General features: G+C 53.3%; 13 protein-coding genes. All 13 read right to left on the bottom strand.

The window, feature by feature from the left end:
• Positions 1-495 precede the first annotated feature (495 nt).
• Positions 496-855 (bottom strand): hypothetical protein, encoded by a 360-nt coding sequence (locus tag FS665_RS09455; protein WP_145186803.1) that lies wholly within the window; start codon positions 853-855, stop codon positions 496-498.
• An 871-nt stretch (positions 856-1,726) separates the two neighbouring features.
• Positions 1,727-2,566 (bottom strand): hypothetical protein, encoded by an 840-nt coding sequence (locus tag FS665_RS09460; protein WP_145186806.1) that lies wholly within the window; start codon positions 2,564-2,566, stop codon positions 1,727-1,729.
• Complete coding sequence (locus FS665_RS09465) at positions 2,548-2,835, bottom strand: PAAR domain-containing protein (protein WP_256675074.1); 288 nt, start codon at positions 2,833-2,835, stop codon at positions 2,548-2,550. Before FS665_RS09465 ends, FS665_RS09460 begins: the two co-directional genes overlap by 19 nt.
• Positions 2,836-2,906: 71 nt before the next feature.
• Positions 2,907-3,923 carry an SUMF1/EgtB/PvdO family nonheme iron enzyme gene (locus FS665_RS09470; protein ID WP_145186809.1) on the bottom strand — a complete coding sequence of 339 codons (1,017 nt, stop codon included), beginning with the start codon at positions 3,921-3,923 and terminating at the stop codon, positions 2,907-2,909.
• A 21-nt stretch (positions 3,924-3,944) separates the two neighbouring features.
• Positions 3,945-6,212: an ATPase gene (locus FS665_RS09475; RefSeq protein ID WP_145186811.1), complete on the bottom strand. Its 2,268-nt coding sequence runs from the start codon at positions 6,210-6,212 to the stop codon at positions 3,945-3,947.
• Positions 6,213-6,229: 17 nt separating this feature from the next.
• A complete protein-coding gene (locus tag FS665_RS09480; protein ID WP_145186814.1) occupies positions 6,230-8,734 on the bottom strand; it encodes a type VI secretion system Vgr family protein in 2,505 nt (834 codons plus the stop codon).
• Between the two features lie 2 nt (positions 8,735-8,736).
• Positions 8,737-11,391 (bottom strand): type VI secretion system ATPase TssH, encoded by a 2,655-nt coding sequence (tssH, locus tag FS665_RS09485; RefSeq protein WP_145186818.1) that lies wholly within the window; start codon positions 11,389-11,391, stop codon positions 8,737-8,739.
• Positions 11,392-11,542: 151 nt separating this feature from the next.
• Positions 11,543-12,046, bottom strand: coding sequence for an Hcp family type VI secretion system effector (locus FS665_RS09490; RefSeq protein ID WP_145186821.1), 504 nt, complete (start codon positions 12,044-12,046; stop codon positions 11,543-11,545).
• A 16-nt stretch (positions 12,047-12,062) separates the two neighbouring features.
• On the bottom strand, positions 12,063-13,784 hold the full coding sequence (locus FS665_RS09495) for an OmpA family protein (protein WP_145186824.1): 1,722 nt from the start codon (positions 13,782-13,784) through the stop codon (positions 12,063-12,065).
• 5 nt (positions 13,785-13,789) lie between these two features.
• A complete protein-coding gene (gene tssL, locus FS665_RS09500; protein ID WP_145186826.1) occupies positions 13,790-14,470 on the bottom strand; it encodes a type VI secretion system protein TssL, short form in 681 nt (226 codons plus the stop codon).
• A complete protein-coding gene (gene tssK, locus FS665_RS09505; protein WP_145186828.1) occupies positions 14,467-15,822 on the bottom strand; it encodes a type VI secretion system baseplate subunit TssK in 1,356 nt (451 codons plus the stop codon). Before tssK ends, tssL begins: the two co-directional genes overlap by 4 nt.
• A gap of 23 nt (positions 15,823-15,845) precedes the next feature.
• The gene (tssC, locus tag FS665_RS09510) at positions 15,846-17,384 is read right to left on the bottom strand and encodes a type VI secretion system contractile sheath large subunit (RefSeq protein WP_145186832.1); all 1,539 of its coding nucleotides are present in this window, start codon (positions 17,382-17,384) and stop codon (positions 15,846-15,848) included.
• Positions 17,385-17,417: 33 nt separating this feature from the next.
• Positions 17,418-17,921, bottom strand: a complete 504-nt coding sequence (gene tssB / locus FS665_RS09515; RefSeq protein ID WP_145186835.1) for a type VI secretion system contractile sheath small subunit — start codon at positions 17,919-17,921, stop codon at positions 17,418-17,420.
• Between the last annotated feature and the right edge of the window lie 149 nt (positions 17,922-18,070).

An 18,070-nucleotide genomic window follows, 5' to 3' on the forward strand; every position in this document is an offset into this window, starting at 1 on the left:
ATCACTCCAACTGAGCTTACTCAGACAACATCCGCATCACAAGGACCAAACTTGCAGCGTCGCGGGTAATTCGGATTACGACCAACGTTTAGCTTATAATAGACCGTATCATTCATAGCGAGCGCATAACCAGAAGAACCAAACTCCTTCAACCGATCATAAATTATGGCCAATTCGCTTCGCTCATATTTTATTTCATAGAATCCTCTATCTCGATCCTCCCCTAACTTCAGAAAGTCAATCAGGCTTCGCTGATGCCGCTCGACGGCGTCTAACTCATCATATCCCTCTGATGGGCCATTCCCTCGCGCATTGACACGAGGCAATACTTTATGCCACTCCGGCTTGGTCTGAATACTAAGCACACAAAGCACCGCCTTTTTTTTCGCTCGCCGTAGCGATCGAGAGACGCTATGTTTCCTGGATCAACATTATCCCCTTACCATGACGCGTTAGAAGGTAAAGCAATATGCCCTTAGCTTCGGGTGTGTAGCGCTACAGATCCAACTGTCGGGTTATAACATTTTTAGCTAACTGGTTCCGTCGTCTCGAAGCATCAAAACTCTTCTTCGTCTTATCAGCCAATTCACCAACCTGGTTTGAGAAATCATCTGCAATTTTTTCAATGGTGTAGCTGAAGGGCTGGCTCAGCCACTCTTCGCCTTTGAATGACAGGATATCGATTTCAGCGGCAAGGCCTTGGACTTCAAGCTGGTAGTGGTTATGGGAGGAGCTAATTATTGGTCTCATCATGACAGGCTCTTTCGCATAATTTTCATCAGAAAAGCTCGAGCTGACATCGGGTGCTTTCCCAGCGAGGACCTGGCACTTCTTCCACGCGCTCAGCGACGTCATGCGATTCGAAAAACTTGACTGTCCGAATTTTTTCTAATTAGCTGCCAGTCGAAATACGTAATGTTTTTTGCGCTCTACTTGATTCACAGGCGCTGCTAGCTCCTCGCGAAGCTCGACACTCAGAGTGCCATTTTAGGTATTCGCTCTAAGGCTTAAGGTTGCCGGCAGCTGCAGACTCTCGTTTGTGAACAACCAAGCAAAAATTTTGTATCACATTGCGCTGTCAAATGATTGAAACCACATGACCGACAGTATCAACCGGAACGGCTTTCTCGCTAACCATGGCGCATTTTTTTGTCCTGCGCCAGCCCCCTCTTCAAATAAGGAAATGTCCTACAAGCTTCAGGCGGAATGACAGATAGACTTCCATACCAGCACACCGATACCTCAATAAAACCATCTAATAGGAGCAACCTGAGGAACGATATCGCATTGATTTATTTCAATAAATGGAATCTTTTTAACAAAACTTCCTACAGCATGTGTTGGAAAGAATATCTCCAACGACGGTCGTAATTCGAAACTCCTAAACCCCAGCAGCAAAAGCACCAACGGACACAGGCACAACGAGCTCATCATGGTGGATGTTCACCAACCAAGATCCCAGCACAAGAAAGATTGCAAACCCAGCAATAGCCATCATAACCGCAAGCATCCACGCAAATATTGCGAACATATACAGCTTTATCCCGAACCAGGAAAAACAGGCGTTACTGCACAGCTGCAGAATATAAAGCCGTCAGAGCCACCCGCATTGACAAACTGCGCCCCCGCACCCAGCTCAATACTCTCCGAAGCAAGCGAAATCGCCAACCAAGGAGCTGCACTACCTGCTGACCTAAGCAATGAGTCCAAGTCATGAAAATATTTTTCATTGGCGCCATCCTCGCCTTAGGCTTGCTAACGCCATTCGCACTAAGCTGTCGTGACATTGATCAACTCCTGATCGCCATACATGCTCAATCGAGCATACATTTATAGGAGCCCATTCCAGCGCCTGCTGCCCCGACAACCCAACTTCCGAACCAGACTCACGCAAAAATTCCGGGCGATGAAGACAAGCTATCGGGTGTAATGACGGCGTGGGATTACAGTTCCCTAACAGCAAGCCACCCACTACTTCAGCAGTATCTCGCGATTCGTTCGGAGCAAATTGATATGCAACAACCAAGGGCAGACAATCATCATCAATTCCTAGATCAAGCCACTTATCAATAGCCACTAACCCCGCATCGCCCCGTTCGAACCACTCAATTGCAAAACCACAATCGTCCCATTTTACTGATGAGAAATCACTATCCTGCCCCTCCAGACCTGAGTTTTGGCTTGCCAGAGAGATCGAATTCAGGCAGCGACTTACCAATATACGACTACTTACTTCAGATGAAGTTTCGTATAATTGAAGCCAGACTTCATTTCCAGAACCACAGAACCCATCCGGACGCATTGAACTCGAGTCGATCACCTGAAATATGGAGAGGTAATTTTTGTCACCGACGCGATGCAGCCCCCCATCAAAATAGCCCCCTTTTACTCCAACAGGAACGCCAACTAGATATTCGTCTCCGTTTTGAACTACCACCACTACTTGTCCGCCCTTGGCATCAACCCAACGAGTTTCGCCGGCGTAGGCCCCGACCACGCAAAAGGCATGGAGAAAAAGCCCAATCAATCCCACAAGCTGCCTATTCATCAAGAACGTGATCCGCATAACAGACCCCACTGAAGCGACGTGATCAACTCACAACCACAGGAACAGCAACGACCGTCTAAAGCAATGGGCCGACCTTTAACTTGTGAACCTGTATCCCCCTCTGCTATTTCATTCACGCCGTGCCCAGGTATTGGACAAAAAACAGCATCACCTACGCAAGCGACATCAAGCTGCATGAATTTCAATCCTCGGGTGCCGGCAAGCACCTTGCCTCCCGAAGACAGTTTATCGCCAACACGAATAACTCCGCTCAAATCATTAAGCACCTAATAATAAAATCATTGCCGCCTTCCAGGCATCCTATATCTAAATGCTCCCTGAAATTGAGAGCTCGCCGCTACTCAATCCGACTGTCACTATTAACAACGCACCTAGCCGTTTTATCGCCCAACACAATCATTTTATGTTCAGATGCATAACCATGCGGGTTCTTAGGGGTTCTGTGCACATTCACTCCTCCTCCCCAGCTTGGATTGGCATATGCCTGACCACGCAGAACTTTTGTATCCCGGCTATAGTAGTCCTTGCTCACTGGTGTCTCCGGCCCCTGGGGGTCAATTTCAGGGGAGTACTGATAATAATTTTCGTCATACCAATCTTTAACCCACTCCAGCCCATTATCCGACATGGCGTAAAGGCCCAACGGATTGGGAGGAAACCTGTCTACTGGCAAGGGCGTAAGTCCGTCCGTGCTCCATCCCATTTGTCTAGCAAAATCCCGACGATCTCGAGAAGTAGAAATGTTAATTCCTTTCGGCCCTCCCCCATATTTAGTAAAACCATCATTTGTCTGCCTATAGGTACCGTCATCAGTGGCCACCATCAAAAACTGACCGCGGCTGCGTGCCGCGTACTCCCACTGGGCTTCAGTGGGTAATGAGAAAGGAAGATTGGACACTTTAGCCAGCCAGTTGCAATAGCGGTCGGCCTCATACCAGTCCATATGCGCTGGCAAATTAGGTAAAGAATGAATATTCTTCCATTCCTCCTGTATTTCCTCATTCTCAAAAGAACGCAAATTAAGACCATTGCTTTTAAGATACATCTCAAACTCTTTATTTGAGATCTTAAATCTTGCAATAGAAAAGGCGCTCAACTTGACCTTATGTACTGGCCGACTGTCTTCATCACTATCATAAGACATTTGCTCCGGCCCATACTGCAAGCCATAATCCCCCATCAAGTATTCACCACCCTCAACGAACACCAAGTCCCTTTTTACTTCTTCGATAAAATGCTTCATCTCTATCGGCGTTATCCCGAGTTCCTTATGATCAACTCCGCTCGCCAACTGGTCACAGCCTGACAAACTCACAAAAACCAAACAAAATAGAGACACCTCAAAAATTTTCACGACCACTCCAATTAGATTTACTTAAGCAATGCCCGCACCACAAGGACCAAACTTGCAGCCTCGCGGGTAATTCGGATTACGACCAACGTTTAGCTTATAATAGACCGTATCATTCATAGCGAGCGCATAACCAGAAGAACCAAACTCCTTCAACCGATCATAAATTATGGCCAATTCGCTTCGCTCATATTTTATTTCATAGAACTCTCTGTCTCGATCCCTCCCTAACTCAAGAAAGTCAACCAGGCTTCGCTCATGCCGCTCGACGGCGTCTAACTCATCATATTCCTCTGATGGGCCATTCCCTTGCGCATTGACACGAGACAATACTTTATGCCACTCCGGCTTGCTCTGAATACTTCTAAGCACACAAAGCACCGCCTCTTTTCGTTCGCCGTAGCGATCGAGAAACTCTATGTTTCCTGGATCTATATTATCCCACTTACCATGACGCGTTAGAAGGTAAAGCAATATACCCTTAGCTTCAGGTGTGTAGCGCAACAGATCTAACTGTCGGGTGATAACATTTTTAGCTAACTGATTCCGTCGTCTCGAAGCGTCAACACTCCTCTTCGTTTCATCAGCCAATTCACCAACCTGTCTTGTGAAATCACGTGCAATTTCTTTAATCGATTCTTTTGCGAACAAGTAATGCTCATATACATTAGCGCCAACGACCTCCATTTGCATAACACAATACTTCGTATACACACTAAATGCATCAACATCCATGACTCTAAAAAAACCATAATCCCTTTGATTCAATTGATAAATCAACCAGGCACCAAACTCTAGAAACGTATTGCCATCCACCTCACAAATAAAGCCACCTTTGGCACCCACCCCTTTGCATAGAGATGCTGCAAAATGAAAACAAAACTTTCCATTAATAAAAGTACAATGAAAACTCAATCCGGCACCCACCCCCGCTAACCCTGCAATACTGGGTCCTATTTCACAAAAATCGACGTACTCTCCACTGGTCTCCAGTATACCGCCATTTGTTTCCCCTGCCGCTGTCGGCTTTAACCATTGCAGTGATCCCGTCAGTGTTCCTTCCGCCCTCGCACCCGCAAAAGCTTCTGCCGAAAGTTTTATCCCTTCATCTTCACTGCTCATCTGCTTATGAAAATCGTAAGCTCGGCTTCTTCTTTCACTGAAACGTCTCAAACGACCAGGTTGACCCATGACGGTTTGCTGGTCACCACTCCTGACCACCTGGAATTGAGTCTCCACCTGAAGCGTCGCTCCAATAAATGCGGCCAAGCGAACGTTCAAACTCAGGCGCATCATCCCTAAATCAAACGGGACCTCGTTCTCATCAGAGGGATTAACTGTAAGCGCCCATCCGATGCGATCCGGGGCGTAAATTGAAAAGGACGCTATGCCGGCAGCCGCAGTCAAGCTGCCGCCACCCTCTCCTTTGATGGAGAATTGTTGCTTACGTGGATCAATTTCAACATTTGCGCCGAAATTGGAAACAAAGCGCATAAACTGTGCTCCGCCCTCAAAGTCAATATGATCCCCCCACTTTGCCTCACCTTGTGCGGCAGCATTCCAGCTATCCGCCCAGTCAAAAAGTGAACAATCCATACTCAGCGCCTCAGGATCAAAACCAAGGCCTGTCCATTTAACAACATTCTTCAGATCAAATTTTATTTTTGGCCAATTCAATCCGGCAAGTTGCCTCTTAAGCTTCTTGTCGTCTATACGTCGAATTTTTCCATCACTGCGTCGTTCAAAGATACTTTCAGCGCCGCCTTTTTTGTCACTACTTTTCAACGACACAGTATGGAGTTTTCTGCCATCCTTGCCTTCACTGTAGTAACCTTTTTTTACATAAACTACAGGCGCTCGTTTCTCACCCGCTTTTCTTTTAGCAGACTGACCACTAACAGGAATAAGCTCCACAACATCATTATATTTCATGTCCTGGGTAGAAAACTCACCAATTTTTTCTTTTAACTCTTTTCGCTTCAACTCCAATTTTTCCTCAGCTCGCACTACAGCATCATGAAATGACGCCTCAGGCGCTGCTGTGGTTTCTGCAGCAATTCCATATTTTTCAATTGCAACGGAGTAATTAATTTTTTCCTGATGAAAATCATTTACGCACTGCTGCATTTCCTTCCAATGCGCCTCAAACGCTGCAGCCTCACTATCAGCAATAAAGACCAACTCTTCGGCTTCCGGACAAAAATAACACTGCGCCGATTGATGATGAGCTACTACAACGGGTTTACTTTTGCAAATCCTATTCTCTGCTACTGAGATATCCGCACCACTCATTTCCTATCACCCCGACGTTACTCAAAGAATAACTTTATGCTTTGAAGATCAACTCCATAGTGGGATTGTGTATAACCATTTCCATCTGTCATGCCTCTCAGCACGCTGCCATCAGCAGCTTCAATTCGATACCGTACATGAGGTTTTGGCTTGCCACTGACTTTATCTCTAACTTGAAAGCCACCTTGCATGGGATTGCTGTAAACGGGATCTTCCAGAATCATCGGTGCGAGGGCCTTCTCCAATGAGGCAGCGCCTCCCCAAGCGATATTGTCATTCTTGATATGCAGTTCACCCGGGGCGCCGATCTCAACAGATCCGTCTTTTATCTTGATATAGGCACCTCTGCTAACCAGAGTGATGCCGTGCTGCGCATTGAGAACGATCTCGCCGTTACTGCTATTTAAAGCAAGTTCCTTGTCCGCTTGTAACGTCATCGCATCGCTTTGTGCCTGAATGTCCACAGGGCCACGAGCCGCAATTAATCTGAGCCCTAACTTTTGGGCGAACAGACTGATTGCCTCACCTGCGGCCACGCTAAAACGTTTGAATAGGCTGAAGTCAGCACTGTCACCAGCCGTAGCTGTAATAGAGTTTTCTGCCGATAGTTGGATGTTTGCAGGTGTAACCATAGCTATCCCGGCAGGTGCCGAGGCAATGAGCCCCGCATCTTTGAGCCGCGCCAATGCCTCCCGCAGGCTCTGTTGGGCCTGATAATCAGCTGGTAATGCTCCCGACACAGCTGCGCTTTGCGCCAGTGCGTTCACCAATGCCAGAGCGTTATTGAGCTGAGCCAACGCTGCTCCCATCTCCAGCATTGTCCCTTGGGCTTGAGGCTGAGCATCAGCACTGATGAAGATGCCGCTGCCACCGCGCATGGCGACATGCCCATCAGTGCGCAGTTCTGCCCCCGCCCCTCGGGGTTTGCGCTCAGCGTCAACTACATGCCCCAGATTGAGCTGGCTCTTGCCACTGTGCTCGGTACTGAGCTTGATGTGTTCCTGCCCACGCGTATCGTCCATGCGCAACTTGTTGTTGGCCGGTGTCCGCAGCACGTTGCGTTTGTAGTTGCGCAGCGTCACGTGGTCGGGGTGTTCACTGTCGTGCAAGGCATGAGCGATGTAGGGCCGGTCTGGATCCCCTTGCTCGAACGCCACCGCCACTTCAGTACCGCAGATCAACGGCAAATGCAGGCCATGGGTGTCACCGGCGTAGGGGCGTGCCAGACGTAGCCAGACGCTTTCCTCGCCTGCTCGCCATGTGTCCCGGTCGAACAGGAAGTTGACTCGGTAACGTCCCTCCATATCGATATGGCCGTAAGGATCGTTCTTCTGAGTACTGGTGACCGGCGCCGGCACCGTCCCGGAAATTTGTGGTTTGCCTTTGAAGTTCGGCCGAAAGCCTATCGATTCCGAGTAAGGAATCGCGTCGAACTTGGCCTCCAGGCTGCGATCGCGTGCTGCTTCGACGGTCATATGGGTAATGACCACCCCAGGTTCGAAGGCCTGTGGCGCGCCGCCAGAGACCGTCAACACGTGTCCTGGGGTAAGCGTCACGCTACTGCTGATGCCACTGCAACGCGTCTGGTCGTTGAGGTAGCGTTCATGATTCAGGCGCGCGTAGAAGTAGCCGCTTTCGCTGAGCAGATCCTCGTCCTGGTCAAGGGCATCGCCCAGCGCGGTGTACGGCTCGCCATAGTGGTAGCCCTCGCCATAAGTGGTGCTCGCACCACCGCTGTGGTCAACCTCGCCGTCCAGATAAGCGGCCGCCTCTCGGTGATGATAGGCACGCACGTTCACATGCTGCTCCACGACCTGATGTTCGACCTGCAGCGCCCACACGCCGTCCTGCGTATTACCGCTCAAACCCGACAACGGACGGTGTGGCAACGTAACGCCGAACTGGTAATACCGTTGATGATCGTGAAACGTGACCACATCGATGGCAAGGCGATCATCGTGAGTGAAGCGGTACCAGATGCCGACCTCGGCCAGTAATCGGTCAATGAAAACCAGATCGCTTTCACCGTACTGCATGACCTGTTCGCGCTTTGGATACTCGCGCGCCAGGTCGAACAAAAAGTGTTGCCCTTCGAACCGGTGGCGATTACGCAGGACACTTTCAACGATCTCCGGTACCGATTGATGCTGGTAGATCCGGTACTGCTTGCCCCGTCCGAGCAATGCCAGATGCGCTTCGAGCGTAACCTGGTAGCGCGCCTCATCGCGGGAGCCGGAGACGCGTTTGAAACCGGTGATCACGCCATGCAAGGTGTGGGAAGCCGCGTTGACCATTAAATGCTGAGCGCTGTGATGTGACTTGCCCAGGTAGAAGCTCGCGTCCTTTGCAAGGATGTGCGCGGCCTCGATATCCTGCTCTGGAGAGGTGAACGCAATGGTGTAGCTGAAGGGCTGGCTCAGCCACTCTTCGCCTTTGAATGACAGGATATCGATTTCAGCGGCAAGGCCTTGGACTTCAAGCTGGTAGTGATTATGGGTCGAACCCGTTAGAGCGCTCGTCATGATCAAGCCCTCTGAGCAGCCAGCACTGCTGGCTGATGAGCATCTGCAAAGCTCAAGCTGATGCCAGTATCCTCGCAGTATCCAAGCGTCACGGCCTGGATGGGCTGGCCGAGCGCTTGCCGCTGGAGTAATTGCTGACTCAGCACCGGCAAAATCTGTTGATTGAGCAAACTATCGATGTTGCGGGCGCCGCTGTCGGGCAAAAGGCAGGCGTTGACCAGCGCATCGTAGAGCGATTCATCGATCTCACAGGGCAAGCCGTAATGACGCAGCAAGCGCTTGGCCACGTGATCGAGTTTGATGGCGACGATGCGCTTGAGTGCATTGGCCCCCAGTGGGCGGAAGATCAACGTCTGGAAGCGCGCCAACAGCGCAGGCTGGAAGTGCTCGCGTAGCACGGGGCGCAATAATTCGTGCAGCGTCGTTTGCTCAATGTCTGGCTGGCGCTCGACACTGCTTTGCAGCAAGTCGCTGCCCAGATTCGACGTCATGAGGATGACCGTGTTGCGAAAGTCGATCTCCCTTCCTTCTGCGTCGCGCATGAAGCCGCGATCGAATACTTGATAGAACAGGTTGAGCACGTCGCGGTGGGCTTTCTCGACTTCGTCGAGCAACACAACGCTATAGGGACGCTGGCGGACGGCCTCGGTGAGTACGCCGCCCTGGCCGAAACCCACATAACCGGGTGGCGATCCCTTGAGTTGGCTGACGGTATGCGCCTCTTGGTACTCAGACATATTGAGCGTGATCAGCGACTTCTCACCACCGAACAGGCAATTGGCTAATGCATGCGCAGTCTCTGTCTTGCCAACGCCACTGGTGCCTACCAGCAGGAATATACCCATCGGTGCCTTGTCGTCAGTAAGGCCTGTCCGAGCGGCGCGCAATCGTTGAGCGATGGCACGAAGCGCCAAGTCTTGCCCGATGACACGCTCGGCCAACTGATCTTCCAGGTTCAACAGGCTGGCCTGTTCGTCCTTCAGCAGACTGCCCAGAGGCACGCCCGTCCAGTCTGCGATCACCTCCGCCACGCTGCGGGCGCACACGTCGAGGGCCAGCAGGGGCCGACTCCCTTGTACGTCGCTGAGGTCTTGTTGAAGCTGAGCGCACGCAGCCGCATCGATCTGCTCGGCCTGACGAGCATTGAGCAGCTGGTGGGTCAGACCGAGCTCTTGCTGGTGCTGCACCGCCAATGCCCGTTGCTGACTTTCAAGTTGCCCCCGCTGTGCATCGATCTTGGCCAGGCGCGGCTCTGCCAGCTTGCCGGCCAGCTGCGAGTCTTTTTCAATCGCCAAGCGCTCGGCGGCCAGCGCCGCCATTTGCGTCTTCAACTGCACCAGTGCGTGGGGCTCACAATCCAGACTCATGCGAACCCGCGCACAGGCGGTATCAATGAGATCTACCGCTTTGTCAGGTAACCGGCGCCCGGTCAGAAAGCGTCGAGACAAGGTAACCGCCGCTTGCACTGCGGCGTCTTGAACATGCACGCCGTGAAAGCTGGCATAGCGTGCCTGGAGTCCTCGCAGCATCACACACGCAGTGGCATCATCCGGCTCGTCGACCTTGATCATCTGGAAGCGCCGCTCCAGAGCTGCATCGCGCTCGAAGTACTGCTTGTATTCACTCCAGGTGGTAGCAGCTACAGTGCGCAACTCACCACGCGCCAACGCCGGCTTTAGCAGATTTGCCGCATCCGCACCGCCTGCCTGATTGCCTGCGCCAATCAACGTGTGCGCTTCATCGATAAAGAGCAGCACGGGCGTATCCGAGCATTGAACGGCGTCAATGACGTTCTTCAGGCGTTGCTCGAACTCACCTTTGACTCCTGCGCCCGCTTGCAGCAAGCCGAGATCCAAGGTACGGATACGCACCGGCTTTAAGCTATCGGGTACATCCCCGCCGGCGATGCGCAAAGCCAGGCCCTCGACCAGCGCGGTTTTGCCAACCCCTGGGTCGCCCACGAGGATGGGATTGTTCTTGCGCCGACGACTGAGTACATCGATCATCTGACGGATTTCATCGTCACGGCCAAATATCGGGTCAATCTGCCCTGCTGCTGCCTTGGCAGTCACGTCATGGCTGAACTGATCCAGTAAAGCGACCGATGCTGCAGCACTGCCTGGAACGACCGCATCATTGGCCTTTCTTGGCTCTTCTGGCTGAGACATTGGAGACGGTTGAAGGCGACCCTCTTCGGAATGGCATTCAAGCAGCGTTTTGACTTGTTCGAATTGTGTAGGACCGACGCTCCATAACGGCCAAGCGGCTGCACACTTGAGTAAGTTGGGTGTTTCGAATAGCGCGGCCAGCAGGTGAACAGAACGCAATTGCTCACTGTCGAGATTCAGGGATGCCAACAGCCAGGCATCTGTGATCAGCTGCTGCACCTCACTGCTCAACTGAGGTTTACCAAGGGCACTGCGTGGCAGCGTATCGAAATGCTTGAGCAGCCCTTGCCAGATAGCATCTTTGTCCCATTCATATCGGCGTGCAATGACGGCGAGATCACCCTCGCCTTGCTCAAACAGTTTCAACAGCCAATGCTCAACTGTGATATGACGGTGCCCACGTGCCTGGCATAGAGCCGCGGCCGCCGTAAGTGCTTGCGTACAATAGGCGTTAAGCCGACGTAGCAAGCGAGTGGGATCATGTGCCATACAGGGCATCCTTGTCGTCAATGACCAGCATGTGGCCACAGGTGCGAAGCGCATCTGTTTTATCTGAGGTGTACTCAGCTGAACGTCCGCGCACGGACGTTCAACCCAAGAGCTTGGAGGCCGTCAATGAAACGGAAGCGACGTTCCTTTATCATCCAGCCGCAGCGGCGCCAGGGCGTTCATTCCAGGAGTCCGAGTGGATGATGTTTCCATCCTTGAAAGCCCACGTGATTTTTTCGTAGCGCAGCTCGACCAACTCCAAGTGATTGTGTTTTTCTTTGGCGGGGTCTTTGACGTCATGCATTTTCGGCGCAACTTTCACGACCTTGACGTTTTCCAGCTTGGTATTGAAGTATTCCACCTCCTGGCCGGCATCGTTGATCCTGTACCATTTGAATTCCGCTACTTTAAGTGTTTGTCCAGTCGTCACAGCCTTGTAGAGATAAGGCGAAGAGCCGTCGATCTCTTTAGTGAATACGAACGGCGTATGAATGCGCGTACCGGTCAATTTGCCGGTGTTGTTATCAGTGGGGATATAAAGGGTGTGATCTTGACCGACCACTTCAATACTGCCCTCACGATCTTTTACATCCACCGAGCCTTTGATATCGGCTCCGCCATCGTCTTTCAGCCACAGATAAACAGGGATAGCCATTTAGAAGTTCCTCATTTCAAGCGTTGGGAGTCGCGGAGTGCGACAGGGGTTGCAATCCCGATGCCGTAGTCGAGGACTGACAAGCCCCCGCCTCCGGCACCAGGCGAATTTCGACTCGGCGATTGGCCGACCGTCCTTGTTCCGTGTCATTGCTTGCAACGGGCTCGCTTGCGCCCAAGCCTTGTACTGCGAAGCAGTTGCCCGGTATGTCACCCATGTGTTGAATCCAGTCATGAACCGCAGCGGCGCGTGCTCGCGACAAGCGCAGGTTCTGTTCATCACTACCGGTCGCATCCGTGTGGCCCGTGATCACGATCAGCCACCCTGGCTGGGCCTTGATCCCCGCAAACGCATTCACCAGGAACTTGGTCGACTCTGGCTTCAACTGCGCGCTGCCACTGTTGAACAGCGCCAAGCTGTCCAGACGAATCGTGCGCGGCTTGTCAGGGGGGCCTTGAGGCATCACCGGGATGCGGTGCCCGTTGATCGTAGCCAGCACTGAAGGCCGTAATCTTTCGCCTTGATAAAGCCCGATTCCCATCGACCACGGCTCTCCCTGGCGATAATAGTGATCCAGGCGATGTGCATCCCGGCGCAGGACTATCAGAGCTCCCTGACGCTGCGACCCTTTTTCCGCATCGGCGCTGCGCGAAGCGCTGGTGTAGCGCCGCAGATCATCGGTGACCTCACGCACCAAGAGCGTGTTCTGCCTCGCCGAGCTGATCAACGCGACGCAAGCCGCTAGTGCGAACAACCAGACCCCTATCACCACAGCCCTACTGCGCGGGCTGTGTTTGATTCTGCCGGGCAGCAAATGGAGCAATGCATCAGGAAACGGCAACGACGCCTTGCCATGATCAGCCCCACCACTGAAGGACAGGCCTGTCCGCTCTGCTAGCGAGCGTTGCCAGAGGTCGTTGCCACGCGCCCCCTCAGGCCTGGGAACGAATGCAACCGCGACAGCTAATGCAGTTGCGATCCCGTGATAGGTATTTCGCAGGCGCATTTCCGGCAAGCACACTGCGTTCAGCCAACCGATGGCAGCGTTCAACTGCACCGTAATCCGTAGTCGATCAGCTTGGCGCTCGGGACCTTTGCACCTGCGCTGCCATTCTGGCAGGCTCAGGCATTCACCCCCCTCTCGTACTCGCACACTCGACGCTTTAGCCTCCCAGCTGAACCAGGGCGAGGCCCCTATTGCACTCTGGAAATAGCTCACAACCAGCAGCGGCATAACCTGTTTGCCCGCTATCGTGACCTGGTGGCGCAAGCTTTGTATCTGGCTCGCAAGCACTGCGCCGTCAGAATGGGCGCTGGGATTGACGAGCCACATGACGCTGAGCTGCCCGTGCCACTCTGGCCGCTCGAGCAAGAGATCGGCCACGGTTGCGGGCAACTGCAAAAGATCGGGCACTGGCACATAACACCCCTCACCTGTAACCCGCAGCGCCAACTGTTCAGCAGACGAGGTTCCAAACAGTTCGGCCAAGCAATCGCCGACCACTAGAACTACGGGATGACGATAGGACCCAGCAGGCAGGCTTACAGAACCGATCCTTTGCTGCGCTGTACGTCTTCCTGCAGCACGCGAAATCCGCCGCCAAGCCAACACCACCAAAGCAGCGACTACCAGAACAGCGAAGGCTTGAACTTCTACAGGCAGCGGCAACGTGGCAATTACCAACAAGGACAGTACACCGGCCCATAGCCAAAGCCCTTGTTTGTGTATCTGCGGCATTACGCTCACTCCTGCACCGGCAAGAGTGAGTCCACTGCCTGGCTTAACGCGTAATCCAGCCCCCACCAGGCCCCCACCACCAGGGCAGCGGCCATGACGATGTGGATCAGAGGAGCGCGCAGCCATCCGAAGATAGGCATCCGCGGGCCAGTGCCTGACGGGATGACCAGCGAGTGGCTAATGCCCATAGGTGGCACCGCGGCAGAGATGGCGGTAGACAACTGCTGTCGCTCTGGGTCATTGACATCTCGGTAGCGGCCAAGAAAGCCGAGCATCAGTACCCGGTGAAAGACCGTGAGTACGTGAGGGTGCACCGTCGCGTCACTTAGCGCAGCGCGCATGTCTTCATAAAGCGATTCCCCCGCCTGGTGGCTGCTGAAGAACTTCGCCTGCAAGGTCTCCATCACCCAGCCCTCGTGGGCTTGCCCCTCGGCGCAAGCAAGCACCGTCTCATCCAGCAGGGCACATTGCGCATGACTGATCAGCTCAATGCTACGGTGATCCATACCGCCCTGTTGAAGCATGGCTCGCACATGTTCTATATCAGCAACGCAATGTGACCACAGCGCTGGATTGGCGTGCGCCTCTTTACCGTGTCGCAGCTCGACCACCAACAGATAGGTGTCCTGTAGCAGTGCATCGATGTCCACTTCGGCTGCGATGGTCTTCTGCCTTGCACGATTCATGAGCGAAGCACCGCGAACAATTCGAGTTGGACATCCTGAAATACACTCGGGACATACACCGCACAGTTCCCATCGGCCAGCATGGCGCGACCTTTTGCATGGCTGAGGTCAACCGCGAAGTACTGATTCTCCAGGCGCAGCGGTATTGCGGCGGGCACGTGGCTCAAAGGTGTCAGAGGGACGCCATCGAGCGCAGCATTGACCAAGTGGTCGACATCATCCGGGCAGCCGATCTTGCAAAGCCGTGGGAACTGGCTTTGAACTTGAACGGCAGGCAGCCGGCAGCGGACCGACAAATAGAAGTCGGCACCTCCAGGTTCCCGCAGACGCGGATCGTTCAAAGCAACCTGCCAGCGGTTTGCGCTACGCGATTCCAGGACCAACGCCAACATACGAGACGGAAGACTTGCCTCTAGCAAGCTGGAAAGGATGCGCATCAACGGTGGGAAAACCGCCTCGAGATTCGCGTGCTGGTAGGCAGGAATGTCTTCCACCTGCTGGTCGAGCGAGAAGGTCATCAGGCCGCCAGCGAACTTCACCAGTTGCTGGTAAACCTGCTCGGGATGTCGACCAGGCTGCGCCTTCAGGTCAGCGAAAACAGGCTGGTACGTATTCAAGGCATTGAGCAACCAGAACAACGTGACATCCGCAACGGCGAAGTCGGCCATGCGCTCATTGCTTTCCCGTCGCATACCCATCAAGCGCTCACGCTTGGCGCACAGTTGGGTCAGCAGGTTGTCGAGTTGAAGCAGTAATCCAGCATGCGCATCAAACCTCAGCAATGGCGGGATGTAGGTAGCGTCGATGGCCCATCCATCCTTGCTATCACGCAGCAAACGAGCCACCGGGCACGTCAGGTAATCCGCGTTATCGTCATCAGCCAGACGCAAGCTCAACGCCTGTTCGAGCACGCTGATCGACTGCAACTCACCGGTGTAGAGATCCTTGATCTCACGCCATGCCTGGTGATACCTGATGGGCCGCTGCGCGCAGATCCCTTCGAACAGGCAGTTGTTACCGTTGGCCTGCTCCAGTGGCAAAGCGAGCACAACCGTTACCGTCTGGATATCAGCGGGCATTACCCGAGAGAGGTCCAGGGCACTGGGCAGTCGATCCAACCGATCGGTGTCAATCAAAGTACCGTCCGGCAGACACAGCTGAAGCCGAGTAGCCATCAGCTTGCCCAACCTCAGTGCATCGGCATCGAATGCCACATTTCGGATGCCCCACGGATGGACCAAGGTCAGTGAGGCAATACTTTGATTGGCCCACGATTCATAGCGTGCCTGCTGTTGAAACTGCTGCGCAGACAACACCACGCCGGACGCCCATAGAGGTCGATCGATCTTCACGCCATAAACTCCTGCAACCGCCGTCAAGATGTTGCTTTGGGCATCTGCGAAACCAGTGAGAGATTGATGTCCATACCTTCAACCTGGAAATGCGGTACAGCGAACAACTTGACCCTGAAGAAGCCCGGATTGTCGTCGATGTCCTCGACAATCACCTTTGCTTCCCTCAGTGGATGCGAGGCTTGCAAATCATCTCCAGGGTCCGTCATCTCGGTAACCAATCCACTCACCCACCGATTGAGTTCCAACTCCAACAGGCGCCGGTCTTTGGTGGTGCCAATGTTCTCGCGCTGGATCAATTTCAAATAATGAGCAATACGCGAGAGCAGGAACACATAAGGCAGGCGCGCATTGATACGGCTATTCGCCGTGGCCTCGGCCGTGTCGTACAGCGCCGGCTTGTGGGCTGAGTTAGCAGAAAAGAAACAGGCGTAATCACGATTTTTGTAGTAGGACAGCGGAATCAAACCCATGTTGGCAAATTCGAACTCCCGGGTTTCGGGGATCATCACTTCCGAAGGAATCTTGACTTGACTACCGGTTCCCATGTCGTACAAGTGGATCGGTAAGTTCGTGACTGCCCCTCCGGACTGCGGCCCTCGAATCTGCACGCACCAACCATTGGCGATGAAACTCTTGACCATGTTGGCCGCAAACGCGAATGTTGAATTTACCCACAGGTATTTGCTGTGGTCCGGCCCTTTGACGCGTTCTACGTAGTTGAAAGAGCGCACGGGGTTCGTGTCGGGCCCATAAGGCAGGCGACCTAAGACACGGGGCATGGTCGGCCCGACGTAGCGCGCGTCGTCACTTTGGGCAAAGGCGTGCCACTTGATGTACTCAGCGCGATCCATGTAGTTCCCGATGTCTTTGATTGCGGCAACTTCCTCCATGGTGCGCTTTCCGAAGAACGCAGGGCCAACCGAGCACAAGAACGGCATATGCGCGGCAGCGGCCACCTTGGAAACATTGCGCAGCAGCGCGATATCTTGCGGACCTCGTCCAAACTCGTAGTTCGAAACAGCGGCTGCGATCGGCTCACCACCAGGTGTATCGTATTCCTGGGTATAGGTGTGCAGATACAGCCCGCTTTGCGAAATTTCTGGCGCGTCCTCGAAGTCTTGCGCCAGATGGTCCTTACTGATATCGAGCAGCTCAATACGAACGTTTTGCCGAAAGTCCGTCTGGTCAATCAACGACTTCGCGCCGCGCCAGAGTCCTTCGACCTTCTGGAAATCCGGGTGATGCATGACCGCGTCCAACTGCCCGCTGATCTGTGCATCAATCGAAGCGATGTGCTCATCGAGCAAGGCCCTGTCGAGTTTCTCCACCTTGGGAGAAACCTGCTTGAGGCGTTCCAGAAAGACACTCACTGACGCCGTCACACGCTCGTTGACGGTTGCCTCCGACAAGGCATCCACACTCTGGTAAACCTCAATACCGCCCATCTGATCAAGTGGGTCAAGGTTTATTCTTTCGAATAGCGCGTGATAGACGCTTTGCTGTTCTTCCACCTGCACAGCCGTGCCACGCGATTGCGCAGAAGATTGTTCTTCGGACATTGTTAGCTTCCCGTCTGTCGAGATGATGGTTTTCTAGCAGTCGCTTTGCGGCGCAAGAGCAGCGAGTTCCTTGCGGAGCTCGTTACTCAGCGCTTCATCTTTAAGAATGCGCTCCAGTTCAGCTCGGAACGTTGCATTGTCGAGAAGATTGGCCTTCAACTCACGCAGCAAGTTTCGCATCGCCAGCAGCGCACGCAACTGGGGAATCTGTCGAGCAACCTGCTCTGGCTCGAAGTCCCTCATGCGCTGAAAAGTCAGTTCGACCGGGGTCTCGCCACCGTCGCCCGACAGCGTATCTTCAACAACAAGCTTGAGACGCGGAGAAAGATCGGACAGCACGCTATCAAAATTTTGCTTGTTGATATTTACCTTCGGCCGCTCTGACAGCGGGCGCTGCTCCTTGCCATTGCTGTAGTCCCCCATCAGCATGAGTTTGAGCGGAAGTTCCACCTTGCGCTGAGCACCGCCCGTATGCAGATCAAGCTTGATGTTCACGCGTGCTTTGGGCACTTCGTTCTGAAAACTGTTTGACGCCATACCGCCTCCTGCGAATACCTGGCGGCAACCGACGTTATCTATAAACGCCGCCGCCCCCTGAACTATAGGATGAAACTTTGAATACGGGTATATGAACGCCAGTACAGCCGGAAGCCTTTCCCTTGACCACAATGACGGATCTTTTGAGG

This window comes from Pseudomonas sp. URMO17WK12:I11 (assembly GCF_007677725.1).
Classification (GTDB): Bacteria; Pseudomonadota; Gammaproteobacteria; order Pseudomonadales; family Pseudomonadaceae; genus Aquipseudomonas.

What these genes read in the sequence shown, in the direction of transcription:
- FS665_RS09455 (WP_145186803.1), bottom strand. Translation starts at nt 855, where the DNA reads ATGACGTCGCTGAGCGCGTGGAAGAAGTGCCAGGTCCTCGCTGGGAAA.
- FS665_RS09460 (WP_145186806.1), bottom strand. Translation starts at nt 2,566, where the DNA reads ATGCGGATCACGTTCTTGATGAATAGGCAGCTTGTGGGATTGATTGGG.
- FS665_RS09475 (WP_145186811.1), bottom strand. Translation starts at nt 6,212, where the DNA reads ATGAGTGGTGCGGATATCTCAGTAGCAGAGAATAGGATTTGCAAAAGT.
- FS665_RS09480 (WP_145186814.1), bottom strand. Translation starts at nt 8,734, where the DNA reads ATGACGAGCGCTCTAACGGGTTCGACCCATAATCACTACCAGCTTGAA.
- tssH (WP_145186818.1), bottom strand. Translation starts at nt 11,391, where the DNA reads ATGGCACATGATCCCACTCGCTTGCTACGTCGGCTTAACGCCTATTGT.
- FS665_RS09490 (WP_145186821.1), bottom strand. Translation starts at nt 12,046, where the DNA reads ATGGCTATCCCTGTTTATCTGTGGCTGAAAGACGATGGCGGAGCCGAT.
- FS665_RS09495 (WP_145186824.1), bottom strand. Translation starts at nt 13,784, where the DNA reads ATGCCGCAGATACACAAACAAGGGCTTTGGCTATGGGCCGGTGTACTG.
- tssL (WP_145186826.1), bottom strand. Translation starts at nt 14,470, where the DNA reads ATGAATCGTGCAAGGCAGAAGACCATCGCAGCCGAAGTGGACATCGAT.
- tssC (WP_145186832.1), bottom strand. Translation starts at nt 17,384, where the DNA reads ATGTCCGAAGAACAATCTTCTGCGCAATCGCGTGGCACGGCTGTGCAG.
- tssB (WP_145186835.1), bottom strand. Translation starts at nt 17,921, where the DNA reads ATGGCGTCAAACAGTTTTCAGAACGAAGTGCCCAAAGCACGCGTGAAC.